Below are 24,606 nucleotides of genomic sequence, written 5' to 3'. Positions count from 1 at the left end.
AACATATTATTAAAAAATCAGAAAGACGTTACAGGCACGGATAAACCCCTCCCCCGGAGGGGAAGATCTGCTGTGTTTCCGGTTTTAAAACATGAAAATACGCATTCCCAAAGAATCCTGTATAATAACTATTCAAATATTCATATCTGCAACATAAACAAAAGATAAAAAACGCCGTACCCCGCAAATGCCTCACCCCACGTCATTCCGAGTGAACACGCTTGCAGAACGGAAGGTTTGGTAGTAGAATTTTCGCCATGTCATTGCAGTCTGCCGAACGCCGAGATTTCATCCGCGATATGATTTCTGATGACCTTGCCTCCGGCAAGCATCAGGCTCCGGTAACCCGCTTCCCCCCGGAACCCAACGGTTATCTCCATATCGGACACGCCAAATCCATTTGCCTCAACTTCGGTATAGCCCAGGAATTCCCCGGCGCGCGCTGCCACCTGCGCTTTGATGACACCAACCCCAGCAAGGAAGACCAGGAATACGTGGACAGCATCCAGGAGGATATCCACTGGCTGGGATTCGGCTGGGGGGACAACCTCTTCTTCGCCAGCGACATGTTCGACTTCTTCTACGAATGTGCCGTCTCCCTCATCAACCAGGGGCTGGCCTACGTGGACGAACAAACCGTGGAGGAAATACGCGCCCAGCGCGGCAACGTAAACGTGCCCGGCCAGGAATCCCCCTACCGCAACCGCTCCGCGGAAGAAAACCTGAAGCGCTTCCAGGCCATGAAAAACGGGGAAATCCCGGAAGGAAAGGCCATTCTGCGCGCCAAAATAGACATGGCCTCCAGCAACATGAACATGCGTGACCCGGTGCTGTACCGCATCATGTTCGCGGAACACCACAACACGGGCAACAAATGGTGCATCTACCCCATGTACGACTTCGCCCATCCCCTGGAAGACGCCTACGAACACATCACGCACTCCCTCTGCACGCTGGAATTTGAAAACCACCGCCCCCTGTACGACTGGGTCATTGAACACTGCCCCGTCCCGTCCCGTCCGCGGCAGACGGAATTCGCCCGGCTCAACCTGACGTACACCGTCATGAGCAAGCGCAAGCTGCTCCAGCTTGTCCAGGAAGGGCACGTCACCGGCTGGGACGACCCCCGCATGCCCACGGTCTCCGGCATGCGCCGCCGCGGCTACACGCCGGCGGCCATCCGCAACTTCTGCCAGACCATCGGCATTACCAAATTCAACGGATTCACGGACGTGGCCCTGCTGGAATACAGCGTCAGGGAAGACCTCAACGCCAACGCCCCGCGCCGCATGGCCGTCCTCAATCCCCTCAAGCTCACCATCACTACCCTTCCGGAAGACGCGGAAGAAATGGTGGAAGTACAAAACAACCCGGAAAAACCGGAGGAAGGCTTCCGCCAGGTGCCGCTTACCAGGGAAATCTGGATTGAACGGGACGACTTCATGCTGGACCCTCCCAAAAAATACTTCCGCCTGGCCCCCGGCCGCACGGTGCGCCTGCGCGGCGGCTACTGCGTCACCTGCACCGACTACAGGCAGGACGCAGACGGCAACATCACGGAAATCTTCTGCGAGCACATTCCGGGCACTATCGGCTCCAACCCTCCGGAAGGCATCCAGTGCCGCGCCGCCATCCACTGGGTCAGCATCCGCCACGCCGTGGACGGGGAAATCCGCATCTACGACCGCCTGTTCACGGAGGAAAACCCGGACGCGGCGGAAAACGGATTCCTCTCCGTCATGAATCCCGGCTCCCTGACCGTCATCACCGGAGCCAAGCTGGAACCCGCCCTGGCCGGGGTGGAACCCGAATTCAACTGCCAGTTTGAGCGCCTGGGCTACTTTGTGGCGGACCGCAGGGACCATGTGCCCGGACAGCGCCCTGTCTTCAACCGCACGGTAGCCCTCAAGGACTCCTGGGCCAAAAAGCAAAAATAAATTCCTCTTTCATCAACCCCATACTTATGGACGATCAACTCCAATTCTGCTCCGTCGAGGAAGCCGTGGAAGAAATACGGCAGGGACGGATGATCATCGTTACGGACGACCCCGGCCGTGAAAATGAAGCGGACCTCATCATCGCCGCCGAATTCGCCGCGCCGGAAGCCATCAACTTCATGGCCACCCACGCCAGGGGCCTCATCTGCGCCCCCCTTTCTCCGGAACGGGCGGACACTCTCCAGCTCCCGCTCATGACCTCCGTCAACCGGGAAAACATGTCCACCGCCTTCACCGTCTCCGTGGATGCAGCCCATGACATCACCACCGGCATCAGCGCCGGGGAACGCTCCCTGACCATACGCACCCTGGCGGACCCGAAGGCCACCGTCAACGACTTCGTGCAGCCCGGCCACGTCTTCCCGCTCCGCGCCGTTCCCGGCGGGGTGCTCCGCCGCGCCGGCCATACGGAAGCCACCATCGACCTCGTGCGCATGGCGGGGCTCCAGCCCGCCGGAGTCTGCTGTGAAATCATGAAGGACGACGGCACCATGGCCCGTATTGGCGATCTGGGGCCCTTTCAGAAAAAATACGGTCTGAAAGCCTGCACGGTGGCCCAGCTCATTGAACACCGCCGCGCCCAGGAAAAACAAATCCGCCTGGTGGAAACCGTCAAGATGCCGACCGACTATGGAGACTTCACCTGCCACCTTTACGAATCCCATCTGGACGGAGCCCTGCATCTGGCGCTCGTCCACGGAGAAATCTCCGCGGACAAGCCCACTCTGGTCCGCGTACACAGTGAATGCCTTACGGGAGACGTCTTCGGCTCCCGCCGCTGCGACTGCGGCAGCCAGCTCCACACTGCCATGCGCCGCATCGCGCAGGAAGGCGGCGTGCTCCTCTATCTGCGACAGGAAGGCCGCGGCATCGGCCTTGCGGCAAAGCTCCAGGCCTACAAGCTCCAGGAACAGGGGCTGGACACCGTGGAAGCCAACCTCAAGCTGGGCTACCCGGACGACTTGCGGGACTACGGCATCGGCGCCCAAATCCTGCATGACCTGGGGGCGGACCAGCTCCGCCTGCTCACCAACAACCCGCGCAAAATCGTGGGGCTGGAAGGCTTCGGCCTTAAAATCACGGAGCAGGTACCCATCGTCATCCCACCCAACGAACAAAACAGCAAATACCTGGCTACCAAAAAATGCAAGCTGGGCCACACCCTGTAACCCGTCCCTCCATCATCCATGTCCACGGAACTCCCCCGCCGCCAGCGCCCTACGGGAACGCGCGCCAAAATTTGCATCGTCGCTTCGGAATACAATGAGCAATACACCCAGGCCCTGGTGGACAACTGCTCGGAAGAACTGGCCGCCGTGCTCCCGTCCGTCCGGCTGGAAGTAATTCGCGTTCCGGGCGCCTTTGAAATCCCGGTCACCATCAAATCCATCCTGTCCCGCTCCCCGGAAAAACGGCCGGACGCCGTCGTGGCGCTGGGCGTCATCCTGCGCGGCAGCACGGACCACGCGGACCTCATCGGCTCCACCATCACGCAGGCCCTGATGCAATTGGCGCTGGAATTCACCACTCCCGTCATCCATGAAGTACTGCTTCTGAATGATGAAAAACAGGCATTCGCCCGCTGCATCGCCTCCCAGCTCAACCGCGGCCGAGAAGCGGCGCGCACCGCCGCACGCATGGCGGAACTCTTCATCAACTCCCTCTCCCGGCAATAAGCCACACCTCCCGACCTATCTTCCTCCCACCGTCATGCTCTCACGCAACCAAATCAGACAAACAGCCCTTCAATACCTTTACGGCGCCTCCCAATCCCCGGAAATCACCGAAGAACAGGAAGAAGGCATCTGGGACATCCTGATGGAACCCTTCCGGGCGGACTACTGCAAGCTCCGGGCGAAAGCCGTTTCCGGCCACCTTACGCGTGACTACCCGGACAAGCTGCGCCTCTTCGTCACCCGCGCCAGGGAAACGGCGGAAAAACTGCAGCATGACCCCCTCACGCTGCCCGTCCGCGACCAGCTCCACGACCTGCTGAACAAGGAAGGGGAATTCAACGCCGCCCTGCTTCAACTGAAAAAAGCCCTGCATGACGACCCCGCCAACGACAGGAAAACCCTCTCCGCCGCATGTGACACCGTGCAGGAACTCAACACGGCCCTCATGCAAATGCGCGGCCGCCTTCTGGACTCGCTCAGAGACTTCCCGGCCTACAACAGCATCTGGTCTCCCCTCATATCCTCCTGCGGCAAACTTCAGGAAATCAACGACCGTATCAACTGCATCATCCATCAGGACGGCCGCCCCTCCCTGGCGGAAGTAAAAAAAGTGGTGGAAGCGGGCCAGGATGCGGAAGAACTCTACCGGGAAGCGAAAACACTGGGAGAAGAAACGCTGCGCCGCCGGGAAGAACTGGACTCCGTCATCAACGGCATCCTGGAAAACTACTCCCCGGAACGCGTCAGCGCCATGGATCGCGCCATCCTGCGCCTGGGTGCCTGCGAACTGCTCCATCGGAAAAACCTTCCCGCTCCCGTCGTCATTTCGGAAGCCATCCGGCTGGCGGAACGCTTCTCCTCCGCGGACTCCCCCCGGTTTGTCAACGGCGTGCTTGCCGGCATTGCCAAAACGGCGCGCCCCTCCTAACCCATATTCCCTCCAGACTCATGGCCGGATTCTTCAAAAAGCTCCTAACCAAATTCTCCCGCGGCACCCGGATAGACTGGGATGAACTGGAAGCGGACCTAGTGACCGCGGACATTGGCATCAGGCGCGCCATGAACATTGTTGACCAGCTCCGGGAAAGCAGGGGGCTGGATGCGGAAAACCTGGTGGAATCCACCCGTGAAGTCATCCGCCAGGCCTTCCCGGCCACTCCGCCCACCCTGCCGGCTCCTCCGGAGGGTTATCCTCTCGTCATCCTCGTGGTTGGCGTCAACGGCACAGGAAAAACCACCTCCGCCGCCAAACTGGGCCATCTGCTGCAAAAACAGGGCGGCAAGGTGCTTCTGGCTGCCGCGGACACCTTCCGGGCCGCCGCCGTGGAACAGCTCCAAAGCTGGGCGGAAAAGCTGAACCTGCCCCTTTACAAGGGAGCGCCCGGCCAGGACCCCGCCTCCGTTTGCTATGAAGCCCATGCCCAGGCCATCCGGGAAGGCTGCCAATACCTCATCTGCGACACCGCCGGACGGCTCCATACCCGCCACAACCTTATGGAGGAACTCTCCAAAATCCGCCGGACCCTCTCCAAGCAGGACGCCTCCGCCCCCCATTACACCATGCTGGTGGTGGACGCCACCACCGGAGCGAACGCCTTGGCACAGGCCAGGGAATTCCACAAGGCCACCCCTCTGGACGCCGTCATCATCACTAAAATGGACGGCTCCGGCAAAGGCGGCGTAGCCGTAGCCATCATGGATGAAATGCAAATCTCCCCCGCCTTCCTGGGAACAGGGGAACAGGCGGACGACTTTGAAACCTTCAACCGGGACCGCTACGTGGACTCCCTTCTCTAACGGGAACTCCCCTGCCATGAACCCGCCCCCCCTGATCACCGCGCAAACGGAGGAAAAGCTGCTGGCCTTCCTCACGGAGCGCGGCCACACCAAATTCCGCGTCCAGCAAATCATGGACTGGGTCTGGCGCAAGCGCGTCGTCTCCTTTGACGCCATGACCAACCTCTCCCCGGCGCTCAGAAGCCTGCTGGCGGAAAACTTCCGCTTCCACACGCCGGAAATTGTGGAAATCAGTGGAACCCCGGGTTCCACGCGCAAATTCCTTACCCGGATGGAAGACGGCAGTTTGGTGGAATCCGTCATCATCCCCGCCGCCGTTGCGGAGGACGGAGAAAAGGCGGACCGGACCACCCTCTGCGTCTCCTCCCAGGTGGGCTGCGCCTTCGGCTGCAAATTCTGCGCTTCCGGCCTGCTGGGGCTCAGGCGCAACCTCTCCGCGGGAGAAATCACCGGACAGATACTCTCCGCGGAATCCATTGCGGGAAAACGAGTCAACAACCTCGTCTTCATGGGAATGGGAGAACCCCTCGCTAACTTTGACAACCTGCGGGACGCTCTGGAAATCATCACCTCCCACCGCGGGCTGGAAATAGGCGCGCGCCATATCACCATCTCCACCTCCGGATTCGTGCCGGGTCTGAAAAAACTGGCCGCCTACCCCAGGCAGATACGGTTGGCCGTCTCCCTGCACGGAGCCACGGACGAGGTACGCAGCCAAATCATGCCGGTCAACAAAAAATGGCCTCTTTCCCAGCTCATCCCCGCTCTGGAGGAATGGGGAAGGGACCGGAACCAGATGCCCACGCTGGAATACATCCTCATCCGGGACGTGAACGACTCCTTGAAAGACGCGTCCCATCTCATGCAAATCGCCAAGCGCCTGCACGCCAAGGTCAACCTCATCCCGTACAACACCGTGGAAGGGCTTCCCTGGGAACGCCCCTCGGAAGAACGCTGCTGCACCTTCCGCGACGCCGTCCGCAAGGCCCGCATCCCCGTCACCATGCGGTATGAAAAGGGCCATGACATCAATGCCGCCTGCGGCCAGTTGAGGCTCAGGAAGGAACGGGAAGACAACGGCGGAACCTCCCTCTGACGAACTGAATCGTTACTAAAATTACTGCAAAATTGCAGTAATTATTTTGCCCGGAAGCCCTCGTTGTGCTATTCCTTTCCAGCCGGATGACGCCATCCGCCAGTATCATCATGGACACTACGGATACCAATAACGCCTCTGCCACTCTGGAACTTACCAAGGCTCCCCGGAAAGCTCCGGTTCTGGACGTCCGGGACATTCCCCAGGCACCGGGTCCGGAAAAAGGAGTACTGGCCCTCATGGCCATGGACCCCGCCACCTATGTGGGCCAATGCGTTACTCTGGGCATGACGGAAGACTACTTCTATCTTCCGGCCCACAAGCTGCTCTGGCGCCTCTTCCAGACCCGCTACAACAAAAACGAACCCATCGACATCGTCTCCATCACCCAGGCGCTGGAAGACATGCACCAGCTGGAAGCGGTAGGCGGGAGCGCCGGGCTGGCGGAAATCTACACCTTCACCACCACGGGAGCCTACTTTGAGCACTACCTCAACATCCTGAAGGACAAATTCATCCTGCGCTCCATCATTGACATTGCCAACCAATCCACCACGCAGGCCTTCGACAATCCCGACGATGTCGCGGAGCTTCTGGACTCCGTGGAAACACACATCTTCCAGATACGGGAACGCTACAACAGCGCCAAGGACGAACAAAGCCTGGCAAGCATCCTCAAGCAGGCCGTCACCAACTTTGAAAAATTCATCGCCAGCAAGGGTCAAATCCAGGGCTTGACCACCGGATTCGAGGAGCTGGACAAAAAAAGCAACGGCCTCAAGCCCGGGGACATGTTCATCATTGCGGCGCGTCCCTCCATGGGGAAAACCTCCTTCCTGCTCAACATCATCGAACACATCTCCCTCAACGAAAAAAAGCCCACCCTGCTCTTCTCCTGTGAAATGCCTGCCGTCCAGATCGCGGAACGCCTCCTCTTTGCCCGTTCCGGCGTGCGCCGTGCGGAAATCATCAAGCGCGGCAATCTCACCCAATTGGAAATGAAGCACTTCAAACAGGCCGTAAAAGAAGTGGGGGAATCCCAGCTCGTCATTGATGACACGGCGGCCATCTCCATCAACGAGCTCCGGGCCAAGGCTCGCCGCGTCATGCGGGACCTGGGCGCCCTGGCCGCCATCGGCGTGGACTACCTCCAGCTGATGCGCTCCCACTCCAAGCAGGCGGCCAACAGCCGCGAACGAGAAGTAGCGGAAATCTCCGCCGGCCTCAAAGCGCTTGCCAAGGAACTCAAGGTGCCCGTCATCGTTCTCGCCCAGCTCAACCGCGGCCCGGAAAGCCGCACGGGGGCCAGCCTGGGCGTTCCCCGCATCTCCGATTTGCGCGAATCCGGTTCCATTGAACAGGATGCGGACATGATCGGCCTGCTCTACCGCTCTGCCTACTATGCGGAAGACGAGGAAAAACGGCAACAGATGGCCGGCAGGGCCAACCTCCATCTGGCAAAAAACCGCAACGGCCCCACAGGCGACGTCCCGCTCCACTTTGAAGCGGAGCTCATGCGCTTCTCCACGCGGGAAGCCGACGAACACGACCAGGAAAACGAATAGAGGCCCTGCCGCCGCCCTCTCCCCGGACCATGCCACAGGCCGGAATTGCCAGCCTGCGCCTCTCCACCTCTGGCGGTGTACGTGAAATCAAAGAAAAACAGCAAATCTCACGGGCTGCGCGCACATGCGTGCAGCCCTTTTCAATATCCGCGATATTTCTTTGTGACGAAAACGTTACAGAAAAGGCTTTTCCACATTTCCATGCAAATATAGCATCTTCCCTATCTCCATTCATCCAGCTTATGAATCCCCATGCCAAATCACTCAATGAACGTCTGCGCACGCTCATCTCCCTTATCTTTGGACTGGTTATCGGTTGTGCCCTACTCTTCGGGGAAACGCGCTGGGAACATACCCCGTCGTTGAGGAAAGCCTCATGCTTATTGCCTGCTTCATGGCCGGCATCGGCGCCTTCGGACGCATCTGGTGTTCCCTCTACATCGCAGGCTATAAAAACAATGCCCTGGTGATAGAAGGGCGTACTCCATGTTCCGCAACCCGCTTTACTTCTTCAGCTTCATCGGGGGCATGGGGTGGCGTGCGCTACGGAAACCTTCCCTATCCCCCTCCTTACGGCACTGGCATTCGGTATTTTACTATCCTGCCATCATCAGAAGGGAGCAGGAACGTCTCATCTCCCTATTCGGAAACGCCTACCGAGACTACTGCCGGACGGGACCTTCCTTCATCCCCTCCCTTTCCCTGCTGAAACCGGCGCCCGCCACCTACTCAGTCAATCCGGCCACATTCACGCACAACATCTTTGATGCCCTGTGGTTCATCGGTATCTTTGAATTCATCAGCGGGCTGCATGATGCGGGAATCCTCCCCGTATGGTTCTTCATTCCGTGACCGCCTGCGGCTTCCTGGCAGCCAGCATCCCGATCAGGGCTTTCTGGGAAACCATCTGCCGGAAAGACTCCCGGTCCCTGGGATAAAACATCATCTCCGTAACCGTTCCTCCGTTCCTGAACGCCCAGGCAAACCACACGGTGCCCACGGGCTTCTCCGGCGTACCGCCGTCCGGTCCGGCAAATCCGCTGACGGCGACAGCGACATCCGCGCCGGAACGTTCCAACGCACCTTCCGCCATGGCCTTCACCACGGGTTCGCTCACCGCTCCGTGCTCTTCCAGCACCTCTGCCGGAACGCCCAGCATCTCCGTCTTCGCCCGGTCCGCATAAGTCACCCAGCCAAACTCAAACACTCCTGAAGCACCGGGAACATCCGTAATCCTCTTGGCAATCAGGCCACCCGTGCAGCTCTCCGCCGTAGCCGCTTTCAATCCGAGCCCTGCCAGATGAAGCACTACGGCCTGCTCCAGAGTAGCTCCCAGGGGCCTCAGCACATACGCTCCGGCCAGGGTCAGCAGACGCGCCTCTCCCTGCTTCAGCGCCACTTCATTGCCAACCAGCCTTACATCCACCTCTCCGATGCGGGCGCAATAAGCCACTTCCAATCCCTGCACCTGGTGCAGGGAATCGTCCACCAGATCCTGAAGATCGCTCTCTCCAATCCCCACCAGGCGGAACACGCGCAAACGGGGAATATCGCAGTCCACCATGGACTCCAGCAAGGGCATTACGGACCTCTCCACCATCGGCTTTAGCTCCGGGGGCGGTCCGGGCAGCAAAATAAACATGGGCAGGCGGTCGGTAGCGGGCATCACCAGCCCCGGAGCCGTGCCGTTGGGATTCTCCAGCACGGCGGCGCCGTCAGGCACCATGGCCTGTCTGAAATTGCACTCCGCAATGGAAATGCCCCTCCGCTTGAAATAATCCCTCAATCCCTCCGCTACATGCTCGTCACGGTGCATGTCCACGCCGCAGACATCGCATAGGGCCTCCCTGGTCACATCGTCGCTCGTCGGTCCCAAGCCCCCGCTCACAATCACGATATCCGCCCTGCGGGCACTCTCCCTCATCGCCTCGCTAATGGCATAGCCGTCGGGAACCACAGTCTCCCTCTCCACGCGGAAGCCCGCTTCAAACAGCCTGTTCCCCAGCCATGCCGCATTGGTATTCACAATGCTTCCCAGCAAAATTTCCGTACCGGTATTAATCAGCTCAACCCTCACACTCTTCATGTCTCCATTATGCGCCCGTCCCCCCCACTCTGGCATGCAACAATCCTGCCATGTACTACAAAAAACTTCATTTGAACGCTCCGTAGGATAAAGTAGGGGCACTGACATAGACCATGAGTACGCCTCCCAGGCTTCGCGCCACAAAAATCATCTGCACCATTGGACCGGCAACGGATACCTCCGACATGCTGGGCAGCCTTATCCAGGCCGGAGCCAACGTCTTCCGGCTCAACATGAGCCATTCCAAGCACGACTGGGTCCGGGAAGTCGTCTTCCGCATCCGCCGGAAGGCCGCGGAACTCCAGGCAAACGTAGCCATTCTCTTCGACCTCCAGGGACCGTCCATCCGCACTGGTGATCTTTCTGAGCCCTATAACCTGAAAGCCGGAGACATCATGGAAATCCGCCTCAGCACAGCGGAACCGGAACTGCCCTTCTCCACCACGGTCAACTATGACGGCCTTCTTCAGGACGTCCAGGCAGGCCATACCATGGTCGTGGACAATGGCGGCATTCTGATGCGCATTGAAGAAGTACGCCCGGACCGGCTCATCTGCAAGGTGCTTACGGAAGGCGTATTCGGCTCCCGCCGCCACATCAACCTGCCGGGCGTGGCCCTGCGGCTCCCGGCCCTGACGGAAAAAGACCTGAAGGACCTGAAAGTAGCCGTGGAATGTGAAACGGACTACGTCGCCATGTCCTTCGTTCGTGACGCCGCCCATATCGCGGAACTCCGGGAACATATAGACAACCTGGGAGGGCGCGCCCAGATCATCGCTAAAATTGAAGACCAGCAGGCCATCCGCCATATCGATGATATCATTCTGGCGGCGGACGTCATTATGGTGGCCCGCGGCGACCTGGGCATTGAAGTCAGCATTGAGGAACTGCCCATCATCCAGCGCCGCATCATCCGTCACTGCCACAGGCTGGGCCGCCGCTGCATCGTCGCCACGCACATGCTGGAATCCATGATCACCCAACCTACCCCCACCCGTGCGGAAGTAACGGATGTATCCAACGCCATCTTTGAACAGGCGGACGCCGTCATGCTCTCCGGAGAAACCTCCGTAGGCCACTACCCCGTACGCTGCGTGGAAGTCCTAGACTCCATCGCCCAGCGCATGGAACGCTCCGGAAACCTCAACTTTGCGGCGGCGGCTATCCTGAACGGTGACCGGCAAAAAGCCACGAAAGCGGCCATCTCCCTGGCGGACTCCGTGGAAAACGCCTGCCTCATCGTCTTCACCCGCCGCGGGCTGGCGGCCACACAGGCGGCCGTGCTCCGTCCGGAGCGGGCCCCCATCTACGCTTTCAGCAATGATCCCGTCGTCGTCCGCCAATTGGCCCTGGCCCGCGATGTCACCGCCTTTGAATCCCCCTTCCTCAAGGACCCGTCACGCATGATATCCACGGCTCTGGATCTGTTGAAGGAAAAGGGGCTGGTCGCTTCCGGGCAGCCTGTCGTCATCCAGGGGGACAGCCTTCAGGGAGAACTCCTGGCGGACTCCATCATCTTCATGCGTACCGAATGAGCCCCGAGCAGATTCAGATATCACGAGAGGCGGGGGACTATCCTCCGTCCCCATCCATTCTCGCCCTGCTGCTGGACGCTGACCCGGACGAACGCCAGGTGGCCGCCCACCTGGCGCATGGAGAACTCCATGTAGCCCGCAAAAATGGAATCCCCGTAGGGGTTGCCGTCATCTGCCAGACGGCGGCGGACACCTGGGAAATCATGAACTGCTCCGTCTCTCCGGACTGCAGGCGCCAGGGATATGGAATGGCCCTGGTCCGCCACGCTCTGGACGTGATCGGCAGCAAGGGGGCGCGGTATGCGGAACTGGGAACGTCGGATACTTCTCCCGGCCCGATGGCATTGTACCGCAGCTGCGGGTTTTACGTTACGGGCACCATTAAAAACCACTTCACGGACAACTATCCGGAACCGGTTTGGGATAACGGAGTCCAGTGCATTGACATGATCCGCATGCGGGCGGATACTCCCCATAGGGATCAGAAAGAATAAACCAGGCTGACTCCGGTCACCCAGCGGTTGCCTTTCACCAAAATTTTTCCATACGCACGGTTCACTCCATGCGCCCCTCTCCCCAGCCAGTGCAATCCCACAAAGGGCTCCACAAACACGTCCCCGAAAAGGCGGTAACTGGCCGTTACCCTGAAATATAGAGACTGCCAGCCATTGCTGCCGGACGGCCAGTAGGAGGAACTCAGCACGGCTCCGAACTTGAACCCCATGTACAAATTCTCCGTCAGCCGGGAATCGGAGCCCGTGCACATGTCAAACCACCATCCGGTAATGCCGTAAAAGGAATAGGCGGAGCTGCCCTGCACATAAAAGCCGGGAAGGATGTCCAGATCCCGGCGCAGAACAAGCGCGGCCTCGTAAGTCGTGCCGCTGTTGCCAAAGAGGCGTTCCGCAGCAAAGCCGGCAAGGCCTCCGTCATTGGCCCGTAGGGAAAACGCAGCGTACGCAGCCTTCCCCAGCTTGCGCTGAAAGCCCATATCCACCACCGTTTCATCATCAAAATCAATGGCCGGCCTCCCCAGAAACAACTCCTCCTTCAATGCAAGAATGAAGGAATAATGCTCATTCACATCACTTCGCCAATCCAGACGAAGAGGAGCCGTCTGGTTGCAGCCGGCGGGAATCAGGCCGCGGAACTCATAATTGGTGGAATACCCCGCTTTCAGTCTGCCGCTTGCCGGCCTGAGGGAAGTATCGGAAGGATGGTTCGGAATGCGGGACTCAGCCAGTGAAACGGAAAAGGAAACAGCCAGAGCCGCCACGGGGGCAAAAAGAAAGGAATAATTCATGGACAGGGAATTTCTGTGCGGTTCATTCTGAATCAAAACATCCACACTGGCAACAAACAAAAAAGTGCGGCGGATTCCTCCGCCGCACTGAAAACATGATTCAATCTCAAGCCGTCAGCTTAGAAGGAATAAACAAGGTTGGCCCCGGCTACCACGCCGAAGTTCTTGTAGGGCTTCCAGCCTTCCACGAACTGCTTGTTGGCCTTCAGAGCGCCATTGCCAGCCCAGTTGAAGCTGACAAAAGGCACCACGGTGAGGTTTTCCACGCCCACCTTGATCGGCAATTCGGCCTTCACCCACCAGGCTTGGGAGCCGTTGGCCATGAAAGCGGACTTGCTGTCAAAGTACCCTGCAGTGGCGGACATCCCGGCAGTAAGCACAATGTCCGTAGCGGGGCAGATGGTGGCCTTGTAGCCGACATACGGCTGGAACCACCATCCGGTCATTCCCTGAAAGCCGTAGCTCGTGGTAACGCCTGCGAACCAATTCTTGCACACGTCGTAGTTCAGGTTCACATAGAATTCCTGGGCTACGGAATGAGCATGACGCTTCCCGACGAAATCATTGGTGAAAACACCGCTGTAATCATACTTGGCAAAGTTGCCGAGCAGGCCGCCGTGAATCAGATTCCAACCGACGGTGGTGGACAGATTCTTCAGAAGGCCGTCCTGGTTTTTCCAGCCGAGGTTGAAATTGGTTTCATTATGGAATGCGATATCCTTTTCACCAAGCAATTCATGGCCGGAAGTCAGGGAGGTGTAGGAAGCGGCTCCGACGATGGAATTGGCGTCGTTCAGCTTGTAATTCAAATTAACACCGGCAGGGATAACGCTATCCCCTCCCACCAAGGCGTGGGATGCCACGATGCCGCGGCTGGTGTAATTGGAGGCGTAGCCGGCATAAAGATCGCCGGACCATGGGCTGACAGTCGGCACGGGCGGTACCGGTGTCGGAGCAACAACCTTGACGGGAGTTCCCGCAAAAGCGGCGCCGGCAAAGGATGCCACAACCGCCGCAACACTGATGATGTTCTTGGTTTGCATGACTATTATTTGGTTAGGGTATTAATTGTTGATTTGCTAACAAAGGTTTAAAGTATTCTTTTCCCCCTTGTTAGGTTTAGTGAAACATTTTCGTCACAAAAGTAAAGACTTTTCTCCTAAAATCACCATTACATGCTGATTATTCATCACTTAACCTAATCATCCCCATGACAAATAAAGCAATTTCCCATTTTTTCTCCAGCGAGTTTCTCCAGGGCGTGGAGGGATACAGGCATTCAGCTCCGTCCAATCTGGGATTCGTCTTCAATTTCCGGGATGGATTTACCAATACCTGGCGTCGGCAGGCAAGCAGCATGGGAATATCCGCGGTGCTGTCGCTGTAGGCGATGGAATCTTCCGGGATGCCATTCTCCGGCAGAATGCCCATGTTCCGCAAACGCTCCACCTTGACCTTCCCCTTGTTGTTTCCCAATGGAAGTTCTGGCATCAAGGGCATGCGGTCATCGAGCACCACGTCCGTTCCCAGAACGGCATCAAAACCCAGAAACCTCCCCAGGGGCTCCGCATAAAAGGATGGAGACGCGGATACCATAATGCATGCATCTCCCCTGTCCCGGTGCCTCTGGAGCCGTTCACGCAATTCGGGATAAACCCATGCATCCGCCAGCTCCGCGAATTCCCGTCCGTATTGGAGAACCGTTTCCGGGGGCAGCCTCCACAAATAACAAAGGAAGGCCCTCTTCATCCGGGTTTCATCCCATATCCCCAGAAAAAACAGCGGAAGACAGGCCAGATAAAACAGCAGCAGAAGCCGCCTCCAGGGATGCCGCTGAACCACAAAGCAGGAAAACACATACTGCGTATCCCACGGCAGGAGTGTGCCGTCCATGTCAAACAGGGCAAGCCCTCCTTTCTTCCTTCCATCCGTCATGCCACCATCCTATACTCTCAACTCTCAACTCTCAACTCTCAACTCTCAACTCTCAACTCTCAACTCTCAACTCTCAACTCTCAACTCTCAACTCTCAACTCTCAACTCCCCTGAACGCCTAAAACCCCGGCCGCCTTTCGGCACCCGGGGTTTTAAAGCAAATCCAGAAGAGACGGGATTAACGAGAATAGAATTCCACGATAAGCTGCTCGTTGACGATGGGAGCGATCTCTTCCTTGGAAGGCACGCGGGCAATTTTGCCCGTGAGCTTGTCGCGGTCGCATTCGAGCCAGTCCGGCACCACCGTGGCCTGGGTCAGGTCAAGGGAGCGGGTAACAAGCTGCTGGGAGGAGGGCTTGCCTCCTACAGCAACCACGTCTCCGGGGCGGCAGGAGAAGGAAGCAACGTTAGTTTTCTTGCCGTTCACGGTAATATGACCGTGGGAAACGAGCTGGCGGGCGCCGGCGCGGGTATTGCTGAACCCGAGACGGTACACGACGTTATCCAAACGGAGTTCAAGGAGCTGAAGCAGGATGTCGCCGGTAATGCCGCGGCGGCGGGCGGCTTCTGCATAATACTTGCGGAACTGGCCTTCAAGCACGCCGTACTGGAAGCGCAGCTTCTGCTTTTCAGCAAGCATCACGCCATAGTCGGACTTCTTTTTGCGGCCTGCACGCATCCCGTGCTGGCCGGGAGGGAAGGGGCGCTTTTCAAGAGCCTTGGTGGAACCGAAAAGGGCAACGCCGAAACGGCGGGACACTTTATCGCGGGGACCGGTATAACGAGCCATGATATATTAGATCTATAGGTAAAAAAGTTCAATTAGACGCGGCGGGCCTTCGGAGGACGGCAACCGTTGTGGGGGATGGGGGTCACATCCTTGATGGAGGTGATTTCAATACCGATCGACTGCACGGCACGTACCGCGGATTCACGACCGGAACCCGGACCTTTCACGCGCACTTCCACTTCACGCAGACCGTGGCCCATGGCCTGGCGGCAGGCGTCCTGGCATACCACCTGGCCGGCGTATGCAGTGCTCTTGCGGGACCCCTTGAAGCCCATCTTGCCGGCGGAAGACCAGCCGATCACGTTGCCGCGCTGATCCGTCACAGTCACAACGGTGTTGTTGAACGTGGAGGAAACATGAACCACGCCAGAGGAAACGTTCTTGCTGCCCTTGGCCTTCAGGATTTTGGGCTTGTCGTCATCACCGCCCAAGCCGAGTTCCGCGAAGATATCCTTGCGGGGTTCGTGCTTCTTGGTTTCTTCAGGAGCAGGTGCAGCGGCGACCGGAGCTTCAGCGGCGGGAGCGGGAGCAGGAGCGACGGCTTCCACGGGCTGTTCAGCGGTTTCGTTGGTAATTTCTTCGCTAGCCATAATAAAGCTATATAATAAGTTCAGGTTGGCGGATTACTTCTTCTTGGCCTGTGCGCCAACAGTCTTCTTCTTGCCTTTACGGGTGCGGGCATTCGTGCGGGTACGCTGACCGCGAACGGGAAGGCCGCGGCGGTGGCGCTGACCACGATAGCAGTTGATGGAGGTCAGACGCTTGAGAATGGATTGCTTTTCACGACGAAGGTCACCTTCAATCAAAATGCCGTCGGTGGTGATTACTTGAACAATCTTCGTCAGTTGTTCGTCGGTAAGCTGTCCCGTACGGATGTCGGGATTGATGCCTGCTTGTTCCAGGATTCTCTTAGAAGTCGAGTGGCCGATTCCGTAAATATACGGAAGGGAAGCCTCGATGCGCTTCTCGTTGGGTATTTCTGTACCGAAAAGGCGTGCCATAATGGATTGGATTTGCTAGCTGTTATTTTTCTCTGCCTCGCGCAGAGCTATTGCTTGGGGCAAGATGGATACCATAAATTGAGGTTTTGACAAGACCAAAACTTCATTTTTTCTATTTTTCATCTTCCGCGCCGTCGGGGCATCCCCCTGCCGCGTGCCTGTGCAGAATGCGCTCCATGGCCCATTCCGCATGCTCCGCTACCAGCGAGGACTCCCTGCAAAGTCTCTTCAGCAAACCAAAATCATCCGGTGTTCCGGCATTCCCCAGCACAATGCATCCGTTGCGTAAAAGGCCCTCCCTCCTGATTCTTTTCAACGGGGAATTCCGGAACATGGCGGTAAAACCGGCATCATCCAGGGAAAGAAGGTCCCGCAAGGAAATAGAGGCAAGCCGGAGAGGCATGCGGAAGCGTTCGTCCGCGTCCGGCAGAGGCTTTTTATTCCAGGGGCATGCGGTCACGCAGGTGTCGCACCCGTACAGGCGCGTGCCGATCAGGGGGCGGATATCCTCCGGAATGGCGCCCCGGTGTTCAATCGTCCAATAGGAAAGGCACCGGTTGGCATCCACCAGGCCATTCTCCATAATGGCCCCTGCCGGGCATGCCTCCACGCAGCGGCGGCAGCTTCCGCACGTACCGGAAGCCGGGGCGTCCGGTTCCAGCTCCAGCGTCGTCAGCAGCGTGGCAATAAAAAAACGGGAACCTCCCCTGCGGCGTACGATCAGGCCGCTGCGGCCGCGCCATCCCAGGCCGCACGCCTCCGCGTGATCCCTCTCCATGACCGGACCGGCGTCTACATACCCCTTCTGCTCCCCTCCGTAGATGGAAAGCAATTCTGAAAGATCGGCCAGCTTCTCTTCCAAAATGCCGTGATAATCCCTGCCGTGGGCGTACAGGCAGATGGAACCGCTCCCGGAAGGACGGCTCACGGAACTGTCATAATCATAGGACAGGCAGATCACGGAACGGCATCCGGGGAGTACCTCGACCGGATTCACCCGGCGTTCCGGAGAACGGGCCATCCATTCCATGCCTGCATGCCAGCCTCTCTCCAGCCAAAGAAACAACTCCTCCGCATAAAGGGCCCTCCCGGCACGGGCCACCCTGCAGTCGGAAAAGCCCAAACTCCGTGAAACGGAGGACAGAGAATCTTTAATAAGTGAGGAATCCGGATTCGGCACGCCGCCATCATGGCGAAGAGCGCTCCTGGCACCAAGAATTTTCTTCGCTCCCGCGGAAATTGGATTGCCTGAACATCCTTGCCGTCCCATAATAGACACATATGAACATCCGGATTCTGAGCGACGGCAAACAGGGCCACCTCAACCAGTCTTTGGGGCTGGCTCAGGCCCTTGTCGCCAAAGCGGGAGGCGCTGTGGAAATTGTGGAGCTGCAGGGGCTCTCCACCCTCGGCAAAATCCGCAAGGTCGTCTCCGGGAACGACAAGCCGCGGCCCGATCTGTTCATTGCCGCCGGGCACGCCACGCATCTTCCGCTCATCTGCGCACGCCAGCACTTCAAAACAAAAACCGTGCTGTGCATGAAACCCACCCTCCCCTGCTCCTTCTTCGACCTCTGCCTCATTCCGCGCCACGATCTCCGCGCGGACCGCGACTATGCGGACACCAACATCTTCCCGACCTGGGGGGCTCTTCATCCCATGAGGCCGGACTTCTCCATACCCAAGAACATCACCCTCATCCTCCTCGGCGGCCCCAGCAAGGACTTTGACTGGGATGACGAATCCCTGCTCAACCAGCTCTCGGACATCAGCATCCATACGCCCGGCGACGTCGTCCTGACCACGTCGCGCCGTACGCCGCAGGGCTTTGCGGAAAAAATCAGAAAAGCCGTGCCGGAAATCATCGTCGTTCCCGTGGAGGAAACGGGCCCCGGCTGGGTAGCCAGACATCTGGCGCACGCCTCCGGCGCATGGGTGAGCCAGGACAGCGTCTCCATGGTATATGAAGCGCTGGGCTCAGGCGCTCCCGTAGGCATCATCACCGTCCCCCGCCGCCGCAACGGCGGGAAATCCCGCATCCTGGCCGGCCTGGAAATGCTGGAACGGGACGGACTCGTCACCAGCTACCGGGAATGGAAAAAACAGGGCTTCCGCCTCACCGCCCCCGGTACTCCTCTCCTTGAGGCGGACCGCGCCGCGGACCACATCCTTTCAAGACTCTTCCCCCAGCTCACAACCTTATGAAAGTAGTGCATCTCGTCCCCTCCATGGAATCCGGAGGCGTGGAACAAGTCGTTCTGGAGCTCGGCAGGGGATTCTCCGCCCAGGGTGTGGAAAACATTGTCATTTCCGGCGGAGGACGCATGGTAGAACAGCTGGAAAAGGAAGGTTCCCGCCATATCCTGATGCCAATCGGCAAAAAAAGCCTCTCCACCTTCTTCCGCATAGGGGCGCTCCGCGCTCTTCTGCAAGCCATCAGGCCGGACATCCTCCACCTCCATTCCCGCGTGCCCGCGTGGGCCGGCTACCTGGCCTGGAAAAAACTGCCGCCGGAAGACAGGCCCGGCCTGGTCACCAGCGTGCACGGCTTTTACTCCGTCAACTGGTACTCCGCCATCATGTGCAGGGGTGAGCGGATCATCGCCGTCTCCAACTGCATCCGGGACTACATCCTCAGGCATTATCCCTCCACGCCGGAGGAACATATCAGGATCATCCCCAACGCCATTTCCCCGGAACTGCACCATTCCGGATACTCCCCGGCCCGCGAATGGCTCACGGGCTGGTACATGGCCTATCCGGAACTCAGAAACAAATTCACCCTCTGCCTGCCGGGCCGCATCACGCGCCTGAAAGGCCAGCTGGACATGATACCTATTATCCGTGACCTTCTGGCCCAGGGAATCCCGGCCCACGCCGTCATTGTAGGAGAAGTAAAAAAGGGCAAGGACGAATATAAAAATGAAATTCTCCAAGAAATTGAACAGGCCGGCCTTGCCCATGCCTTCACGTGGACTGGCCACCGCAAGGACCTCCGGGAAATCCTCTCCGCCTGTTCCGTCACGCTCTCCCTGACTCAAAGCCCGGAAGCCTTCGGAAAATCCACGCTGGAAGCCCTGGCCCTGGGAAAACCCGTAGCCGGATACGCCCATGGCGGGGTCAAGGAACAGCTGGACATCTTCCTGCCGGAGGGAAACATCCCCGTTGGAGACACCGCCGCCATGACCGCCCTGCTCGCCCGCTGGCATGCCCAGCCTCCCCCCATTCCCCGGCAAATCCCCTCCCCTTATAAAATGAGCGACATGATCCAGGCCCACCTGGACGTATACCGGGAAATCAGTCCTTCGCCATGACACCGCAGGAAACCGCCGTCACCCTGAACCTGATACCGGGACTTGGCCCTGTCAGGATCATGCGCCTGATGCGCACCTTCGCCTCTCCGGAACTTGTTCTGGAAGCCCCCGCCGCCATGCTGGCGGCCGTGCCGGGCATCGGGCCGGAACTGGCCCGGTGCATCTCCTCATGGAAAAGCATCGTCAACCCGCACCGGGAACTGGAACTGGCGGCCAGGGCGGGCGTTTCCGTAACCACTCTGTTTGACGGGAATTACCCGGAATCCCTGCGGGAACTGCCGGACGCGCCGGTGGTTCTTTATTCCCGGGGAAGCTGGACCCCAGCGGACTCGGAACGTTCCATCGCCGTGGTGGGTTCGCGCATGGCCACCCATTACGGCAGGCTCTGCGCAAAAACCATATCCCATGACCTGGCGGAAGCGGGCGTCACCGTCATCTCCGGCCTGGCGCGCGGCGTGGACACGGAAGCCCATGCAGGCGCGCTGGATGCGGGCGGGCGCACCATTGCGGTCATCGGAGCCGGCCTCAACAAACTCTACCCCCGGGAAAACAGCGGACTTGCCCGCCGCATTGCAGACGGACACGGCGCCGTGGTTTCAGAACTTCCGATGGATATGCCCCCGTCCCGCACCACCTTTCCCATGCGCAACCGCATTGTCAGCGGCTGGAGCCGCGCCACGCTCGTCGTGGAAGCCCCCGCGCATAGCGGCGCCCTCATCACGGCCCGCATGGCGGGAGAACAGGGACGGGACGTTTTTTGCGTGCCGGGACCGGTCAACAGGCATTCTTCCGACGGCTGCCATGCCCTCATCCGGGACGGAGCCATACTTGCCACCAGTGCCGCAGACATCCTGCAGGACATGAAATGGCAAGCGCCGGAAGCGGGTCTTCCCCTCTTCTCGCCGTCCCCCAGCCCCGTTCCTGCGGACACCTTCCCCATCACCCGGGAAGAAGAAGACGTCCTGTACGCCATCAGGCAGGGATTCAACACCATTGACTCCCTATGTTCCTCTCTCGGGCTGCCGGCCCACGCCGTTACGGTCCACCTGGCCAGGCTCCAAATCGCCGGCAGGGTAACCCCGGACTCCGGAGGCTATTTCTCCATCAGCTGAACCATGAAAAACCGCCCCCGATAATGGGAACCGGCCGCAGTCTCCCCCCAGCAGCACACATTTCCCGGCCGCCCGAAAAACCAATGGTGCGGACCTATTGCTTAACTTCCTTCCGCAAGGAATCAATCCAGGCGGAGATGGTTTCCGCCTGCTCCCACTTGACTGGAGAAGCAAGTTTTTTCTTGGACACAGGATCGGAAATCTCGAAAATCACTCCATACACAAACTTGATGTCGCCCGGATTCCTCTTTTTTTGAAAGCGGCCTTCCTCTTGTGCCTTGAAATCAATTTTCTCATAAGACCCCAGACACAAATTAAGAACCATCCCGTCTTCCCCCTTCAGCACACCAAGCGGTACTACTGGACAAACCGCTTCCTTACCGCGGATGATGCTCTTCACAAGCCTGGGTTCCACTTTTTTCAGAACCTCCATTTTCTTGGAAATATTATCTCTGGCAAACGCCTTTTCAAAAACGGCAAGATTGCTGTAATGGTTCTTGTCGCGGAAAGGAATACTTATCTCCATCTTTTCCTCGCCGTCCTCCAGCGTCACATCCACGCTCGCCTCCTTCTGCTCCATGGAAAGGGAAGACTTCGCCTTGTCCGTACATCTCTTGGTATCGAAACACGGTGTTTTGAGCGGAAGAACTTCGGCACACGCCATGCAGGCAGCCGCGAGAGACAGAAATAAAACAGGTACCTTCATGATGTGTAAAATTTATAATAAAAAATCACAATAACCTATCCACTGCAATGACTATTTTCTTCCCTTTCATCTTCTCTTCCCCTTGAAAACCCTTTATCCACGACGCAAAAGAAACACTATCAACCACTTCAAACACTCCAAAGAGCCCATCTAACAAATTTCCGCATATCAGGATGCCCGAGCCAGTAAACCGGAATACGTTCATTCCACCCTCATGGCAGCATTTTCCGGACCTGTCGGAATAAGAAGCGTGAAGGAAAATACATTCTTTCCTAATCAGTTAAAATAAATGAAACCATTTAAAAAATCATTAAAAAAAGTTTATTCTTGGACATACTTTGAACGATTTTTTCCGGGTCAAAGTCACACCTGCACGAGATCTATCCGGCGCATGAAGAAAATACCTTCAATACCGTCAAGGGTGGTTCTGGTTCCATAGGTAGTTAATAGAGAAAAAAGGCCGCGGACAGCCATCCCGCGGCCTTTTTTTTATCCAACTCCCTGCCCAATACTGAGTTTGGGCTTGATGAAATAAACAACTTACTGTAGCAAAAGACATGCGTTTGTTCGCCATTCTCGCAGGAATTGCCCTTTGCCTGAGCTCCACGAGCTGCCAGTCATACGGAGACTCGAACGATTACATCCCCCTGGCGACGCCTGTCCCCCCCCAGCTCTCCCAGTCCGTATCCAACGCCCTCCCGCGCCCGGCCAACTTTCCCACCCGCCCCCTTGCCATCCCGCCCAGTGCTCCGCGTACCCCGCGCTGCGCGAGTGCCTGCGTCATGGACGCTCTTACGGGAAAAGTTCTCTTCTCGCACAACGGCATGCAGCGCCGCCAGGTGGCCAGCACCCAGAAACTTGTCACGGCCATGGTCGTGCTTGACCACGGCAACCTGGACAGGAAGGTAATCATCCAGCCGTCCGATACCAAGGCGGATCCCACCAAGCTGGGCTTCCGTTCCGGGGAAGTCTACTCCCGCCGTGAACTGCTGAATGCCCTGATGATACGCAGTTTCAATGACGTGGCCCTCGCCCTGGCACGGGACACGGCGGGGTCCGTGCCCAGATTCGCCCAGATGATGAATGCCAAGGCCCGCCAAATGGGCATGTACAACTCCCGTTTCGTCAATCCCAACGGACTGCCTGCGGACCAGTACTCCACGGCCATTGACATGGCGCGCTGCGCCTATTACGTTTACCGGAACCCGGAACTGCGCAACATTATCTGCAAACGCCAATACGCCTTCACCCGCGCCAACGGCAAGACGCTTCTCCTGCGGAACACGAACAAACTGCTGGAACAGCACTCCTGGGTCACCGGCATGAAAACCGGCTATACGAATGCCGCCGGGCGCTGCCTAGTCTCTTCCGCCGGATTTAATGGACGCCACGTCATCGTGGTCGTGCTCGGTTGCCATCCATCCCGCATCTGGACAGAATCGGAAAATCTGCTCAAATGGGCCCTGAGCGGTGCGGCCTGAAGCTTCCCCGGAATTGGGGTTTGACTTTCACGGCCTGACCCGCTATCAGTCCTGCCTATGTTACAGGCAGGTATTGTAGGTCTCCCCAACGTGGGCAAATCCACCCTCTTCAACGCGGTTACCAGAACCCGCAAGGCCCAGGCGGCCAACTACCCCTTCTGCACCATTGACCCCAACGTGGGTATGGTCACCGTGCCGGACCCGCGCCTGCAAGTGCTCTCCAACATCTCCGGCTCTGAAAAAATCATCCCTACGCTCATTGAATTCGTGGACATCGCCGGACTGGTCAAGGGAGCCTCGGAAGGAGCCGGACTAGGCAACCAATTCCTGGCGAACATCCGTGAAGTGGATGCCATCGTCCAGGTGGTGCGCTGCTTTGACAATGACGACATCATCCATGAACTGGGTTCCGTGGATCCCCTGCGCGACATTGAAATCATCAACTCGGAACTTATCCTGGCGGACATAGCCACCATGGACAAGCGGCTTGCCTCCCGGGAGCGCAAGGCCCGCAGCGGCGACAAGGAAGCCAAGGCGGAAGTGGCCCTCATCACCAAGCTCCTCCCCCATCTGAACGAGGGACTCCCCTCCATCACCTTTGAAGAAAAGCTGGATGACGACGAACGCAAGCTGCTCCGCTCCTTCCAGCTCCTTTCAGACAAAAAGAGCATCTTCGCCTGCAACGTCAATGAAGACGAGCTGGCGGCCGCCATCAATGACCCGGATTCCCATCCTTACGTCTCCCAGGTAAGAAAATACGTGGCGGAACACCACAATGCGGAAGCCATCGTCATCTCCGCCAGAATTGAGGAGGAACTCATCGACGTATCGGAAGAGGAAGCCGCCGAATTCCTGGAATCTCTCGGCGTGCAGGACTCCGGCGTCTCCGACCTCATCCGCGCCGTGTACCATCTGCTGGGCTTGCGTACCTACCTGACTACAGGCGTCAAGGAAACGCGTGCCTGGACCATCCCGGACGGAGCCAAGGCCCCCCAGGCAGCGGGCGTCATCCATACGGACTTTGAGCGCGGATTCATTGCCGCGGAAGTCGTCCATTATGACGATCTCGTTACGTGCGGCAGCAAGGCCGGAGCGCGCGAACATGGAAAGCTGCGCATTGAAGGCAAGGAATACATCGTGAAGGATGGGGACGTCATCGAATTCCGCTTTAATGTCTAGCCCTGAAGTCCCCGGAATTCCATTGACTTTTCA

Annotated in this window: 24 protein-coding genes; 15 read left to right on the top strand and 9 right to left on the bottom strand. The window is 58.2% G+C overall.

Annotation, left to right across the window (positions count from 1 at the left end; translation table 11 throughout):
* Positions 1 to 257 precede the first annotated feature (257 nt).
* The 8 genes from V3C19_RS02360 (at position 258) to V3C19_RS02325 (ending at position 8,983) form a co-directional block, all read left to right on the top strand.
* A complete protein-coding gene (locus tag V3C19_RS02360; protein ID WP_295931893.1) occupies positions 258 to 1,937 on the top strand; it encodes a glutamine--tRNA ligase/YqeY domain fusion protein in 1,680 nt (559 codons plus the stop codon).
* Between the two features lie 26 nt (positions 1,938 to 1,963).
* Complete coding sequence (locus V3C19_RS02355; RefSeq protein WP_295931896.1) at positions 1,964 to 3,166, top strand: bifunctional 3,4-dihydroxy-2-butanone-4-phosphate synthase/GTP cyclohydrolase II; 1,203 nt, start codon at positions 1,964 to 1,966, stop codon at positions 3,164 to 3,166.
* An 18-nt stretch (positions 3,167 to 3,184) separates the two neighbouring features.
* Positions 3,185 to 3,673, top strand: coding sequence for a 6,7-dimethyl-8-ribityllumazine synthase (gene ribH, locus V3C19_RS02350; protein WP_130083940.1), 489 nt, complete (start codon positions 3,185 to 3,187; stop codon positions 3,671 to 3,673).
* Positions 3,674 to 3,707: 34 nt separating this feature from the next.
* Positions 3,708 to 4,601: a transcription antitermination factor NusB gene (nusB, locus tag V3C19_RS02345; protein WP_161981304.1), complete on the top strand. Its 894-nt coding sequence runs from the start codon at positions 3,708 to 3,710 to the stop codon at positions 4,599 to 4,601.
* Between the two features lie 20 nt (positions 4,602 to 4,621).
* A complete protein-coding gene (gene ftsY, locus V3C19_RS02340) occupies positions 4,622 to 5,470 on the top strand; it encodes a signal recognition particle-docking protein FtsY (RefSeq protein WP_130083942.1) in 849 nt (282 codons plus the stop codon).
* Positions 5,471 to 5,486: 16 nt separating this feature from the next.
* Positions 5,487 to 6,566: a 23S rRNA (adenine(2503)-C(2))-methyltransferase RlmN gene (gene rlmN / locus V3C19_RS02335; RefSeq protein ID WP_295931901.1), complete on the top strand. Its 1,080-nt coding sequence runs from the start codon at positions 5,487 to 5,489 to the stop codon at positions 6,564 to 6,566.
* Positions 6,567 to 6,676: 110 nt separating this feature from the next.
* On the top strand, positions 6,677 to 8,131 hold the full coding sequence (gene dnaB / locus V3C19_RS02330) for a replicative DNA helicase (RefSeq protein WP_295931904.1): 1,455 nt from the start codon (positions 6,677 to 6,679) through the stop codon (positions 8,129 to 8,131).
* A gap of 486 nt (positions 8,132 to 8,617) precedes the next feature.
* Positions 8,618 to 8,983, top strand: a complete 366-nt coding sequence (locus V3C19_RS02325; protein WP_130083945.1) for a hypothetical protein — start codon at positions 8,618 to 8,620, stop codon at positions 8,981 to 8,983.
* On the opposite strand, the gene V3C19_RS02320 is transcribed toward V3C19_RS02325, so the two are convergent.
* Positions 8,973 to 10,217, bottom strand: coding sequence for a competence/damage-inducible protein A (locus tag V3C19_RS02320; RefSeq protein ID WP_295931910.1), 1,245 nt, complete (start codon positions 10,215 to 10,217; stop codon positions 8,973 to 8,975). The two genes, V3C19_RS02325 and V3C19_RS02320, sit on opposite strands and share 11 nt — an antisense overlap.
* 113 nt (positions 10,218 to 10,330) lie before the next feature.
* Between V3C19_RS02320 and pyk the strand changes: the two genes are divergently transcribed.
* The gene (gene pyk / locus V3C19_RS02315; protein ID WP_130083947.1) at positions 10,331 to 11,752 is read left to right on the top strand and encodes a pyruvate kinase; all 1,422 of its coding nucleotides are present in this window, start codon (positions 10,331 to 10,333) and stop codon (positions 11,750 to 11,752) included.
* On the top strand, positions 11,749 to 12,246 hold the full coding sequence (locus V3C19_RS02310) for a GNAT family N-acetyltransferase (RefSeq protein WP_295931916.1): 498 nt from the start codon (positions 11,749 to 11,751) through the stop codon (positions 12,244 to 12,246). Before pyk ends, V3C19_RS02310 begins: the two co-directional genes overlap by 4 nt.
* Here V3C19_RS02310 and V3C19_RS02305 read toward each other — a convergent pair.
* The 7 genes from V3C19_RS02305 to queG all read right to left on the bottom strand — a co-directional run bounded on the left by V3C19_RS02305 (position 12,234) and on the right by queG (position 18,051).
* The gene (locus V3C19_RS02305; RefSeq protein WP_130083949.1) at positions 12,234 to 13,055 is read right to left on the bottom strand and encodes a hypothetical protein; all 822 of its coding nucleotides are present in this window, start codon (positions 13,053 to 13,055) and stop codon (positions 12,234 to 12,236) included. The two genes, V3C19_RS02310 and V3C19_RS02305, sit on opposite strands and share 13 nt — an antisense overlap.
* A 119-nt stretch (positions 13,056 to 13,174) precedes the next feature.
* On the bottom strand, positions 13,175 to 14,098 hold the full coding sequence (locus V3C19_RS02300; RefSeq protein ID WP_130083950.1) for a hypothetical protein: 924 nt from the start codon (positions 14,096 to 14,098) through the stop codon (positions 13,175 to 13,177).
* Between the two features lie 139 nt (positions 14,099 to 14,237).
* Complete coding sequence (locus V3C19_RS02295; RefSeq protein ID WP_130083951.1) at positions 14,238 to 14,990, bottom strand: HAD family hydrolase; 753 nt, start codon at positions 14,988 to 14,990, stop codon at positions 14,238 to 14,240.
* A 178-nt stretch (positions 14,991 to 15,168) separates the two neighbouring features.
* A complete protein-coding gene (gene rpsD, locus V3C19_RS02290; RefSeq protein ID WP_130083952.1) occupies positions 15,169 to 15,780 on the bottom strand; it encodes a 30S ribosomal protein S4 in 612 nt (203 codons plus the stop codon).
* Between the two features lie 32 nt (positions 15,781 to 15,812).
* Positions 15,813 to 16,370 carry a 30S ribosomal protein S11 gene (rpsK, locus tag V3C19_RS02285; protein WP_082770175.1) on the bottom strand — a complete coding sequence of 186 codons (558 nt, stop codon included), beginning with the start codon at positions 16,368 to 16,370 and terminating at the stop codon, positions 15,813 to 15,815.
* 33 nt (positions 16,371 to 16,403) lie between these two features.
* A complete protein-coding gene (gene rpsM / locus V3C19_RS02280; RefSeq protein WP_022396508.1) occupies positions 16,404 to 16,781 on the bottom strand; it encodes a 30S ribosomal protein S13 in 378 nt (125 codons plus the stop codon).
* A gap of 112 nt (positions 16,782 to 16,893) precedes the next feature.
* On the bottom strand, positions 16,894 to 18,051 hold the full coding sequence (queG, locus tag V3C19_RS02275; RefSeq protein WP_130083953.1) for a tRNA epoxyqueuosine(34) reductase QueG: 1,158 nt from the start codon (positions 18,049 to 18,051) through the stop codon (positions 16,894 to 16,896).
* Between the two features lie 11 nt (positions 18,052 to 18,062).
* Here queG and V3C19_RS02270 point away from each other — a divergent pair, with 11 nt between their 5' ends.
* Genes V3C19_RS02270 through dprA form a run of 3 tightly spaced genes read left to right on the top strand, consistent with a single transcriptional unit; the run spans position 18,063 to position 21,207 of the window.
* Positions 18,063 to 18,986 carry an ELM1/GtrOC1 family putative glycosyltransferase gene (locus tag V3C19_RS02270; RefSeq protein ID WP_130083954.1) on the top strand — a complete coding sequence of 308 codons (924 nt, stop codon included), beginning with the start codon at positions 18,063 to 18,065 and terminating at the stop codon, positions 18,984 to 18,986.
* A complete protein-coding gene (locus V3C19_RS02265) occupies positions 18,983 to 20,095 on the top strand; it encodes a glycosyltransferase (protein WP_130083955.1) in 1,113 nt (370 codons plus the stop codon). The genes V3C19_RS02270 and V3C19_RS02265 overlap by 4 nt, the downstream gene beginning before the upstream one ends.
* Positions 20,092 to 21,207, top strand: a complete 1,116-nt coding sequence (gene dprA, locus V3C19_RS02260; RefSeq protein ID WP_130083956.1) for a DNA-processing protein DprA — start codon at positions 20,092 to 20,094, stop codon at positions 21,205 to 21,207. Before V3C19_RS02265 ends, dprA begins: the two co-directional genes overlap by 4 nt.
* Positions 21,208 to 21,301: 94 nt before the next feature.
* Here the strand turns inward: dprA and V3C19_RS02255 are convergent, their stop codons facing one another.
* Positions 21,302 to 21,913, bottom strand: coding sequence for a hypothetical protein (locus tag V3C19_RS02255; RefSeq protein ID WP_149874172.1), 612 nt, complete (start codon positions 21,911 to 21,913; stop codon positions 21,302 to 21,304).
* A gap of 557 nt (positions 21,914 to 22,470) precedes the next feature.
* Here V3C19_RS02255 and V3C19_RS02250 point away from each other — a divergent pair.
* Together V3C19_RS02250 and ychF are read left to right on the top strand one after the other, a co-directional pair.
* On the top strand, positions 22,471 to 23,394 hold the full coding sequence (locus V3C19_RS02250; RefSeq protein WP_295932939.1) for a D-alanyl-D-alanine carboxypeptidase family protein: 924 nt from the start codon (positions 22,471 to 22,473) through the stop codon (positions 23,392 to 23,394).
* Positions 23,395 to 23,451: 57 nt separating this feature from the next.
* Entirely contained in the window at positions 23,452 to 24,573 is a 1,122-nt protein-coding gene (gene ychF / locus V3C19_RS02245) for a redox-regulated ATPase YchF (RefSeq protein WP_295932941.1), read from the top strand.
* The last annotated feature ends 33 nt before the right edge of the window (positions 24,574 to 24,606 follow it).

The organism is Akkermansia sp. AE01SA01, from assembly GCF_036417395.1.
GTDB lineage: Bacteria > Verrucomicrobiota > Verrucomicrobiia > Verrucomicrobiales > Akkermansiaceae > Akkermansia.
Note: the sequence above shows the minus strand (reverse complement) of the source record. Positions and strands in the feature narration are given on the sequence as shown.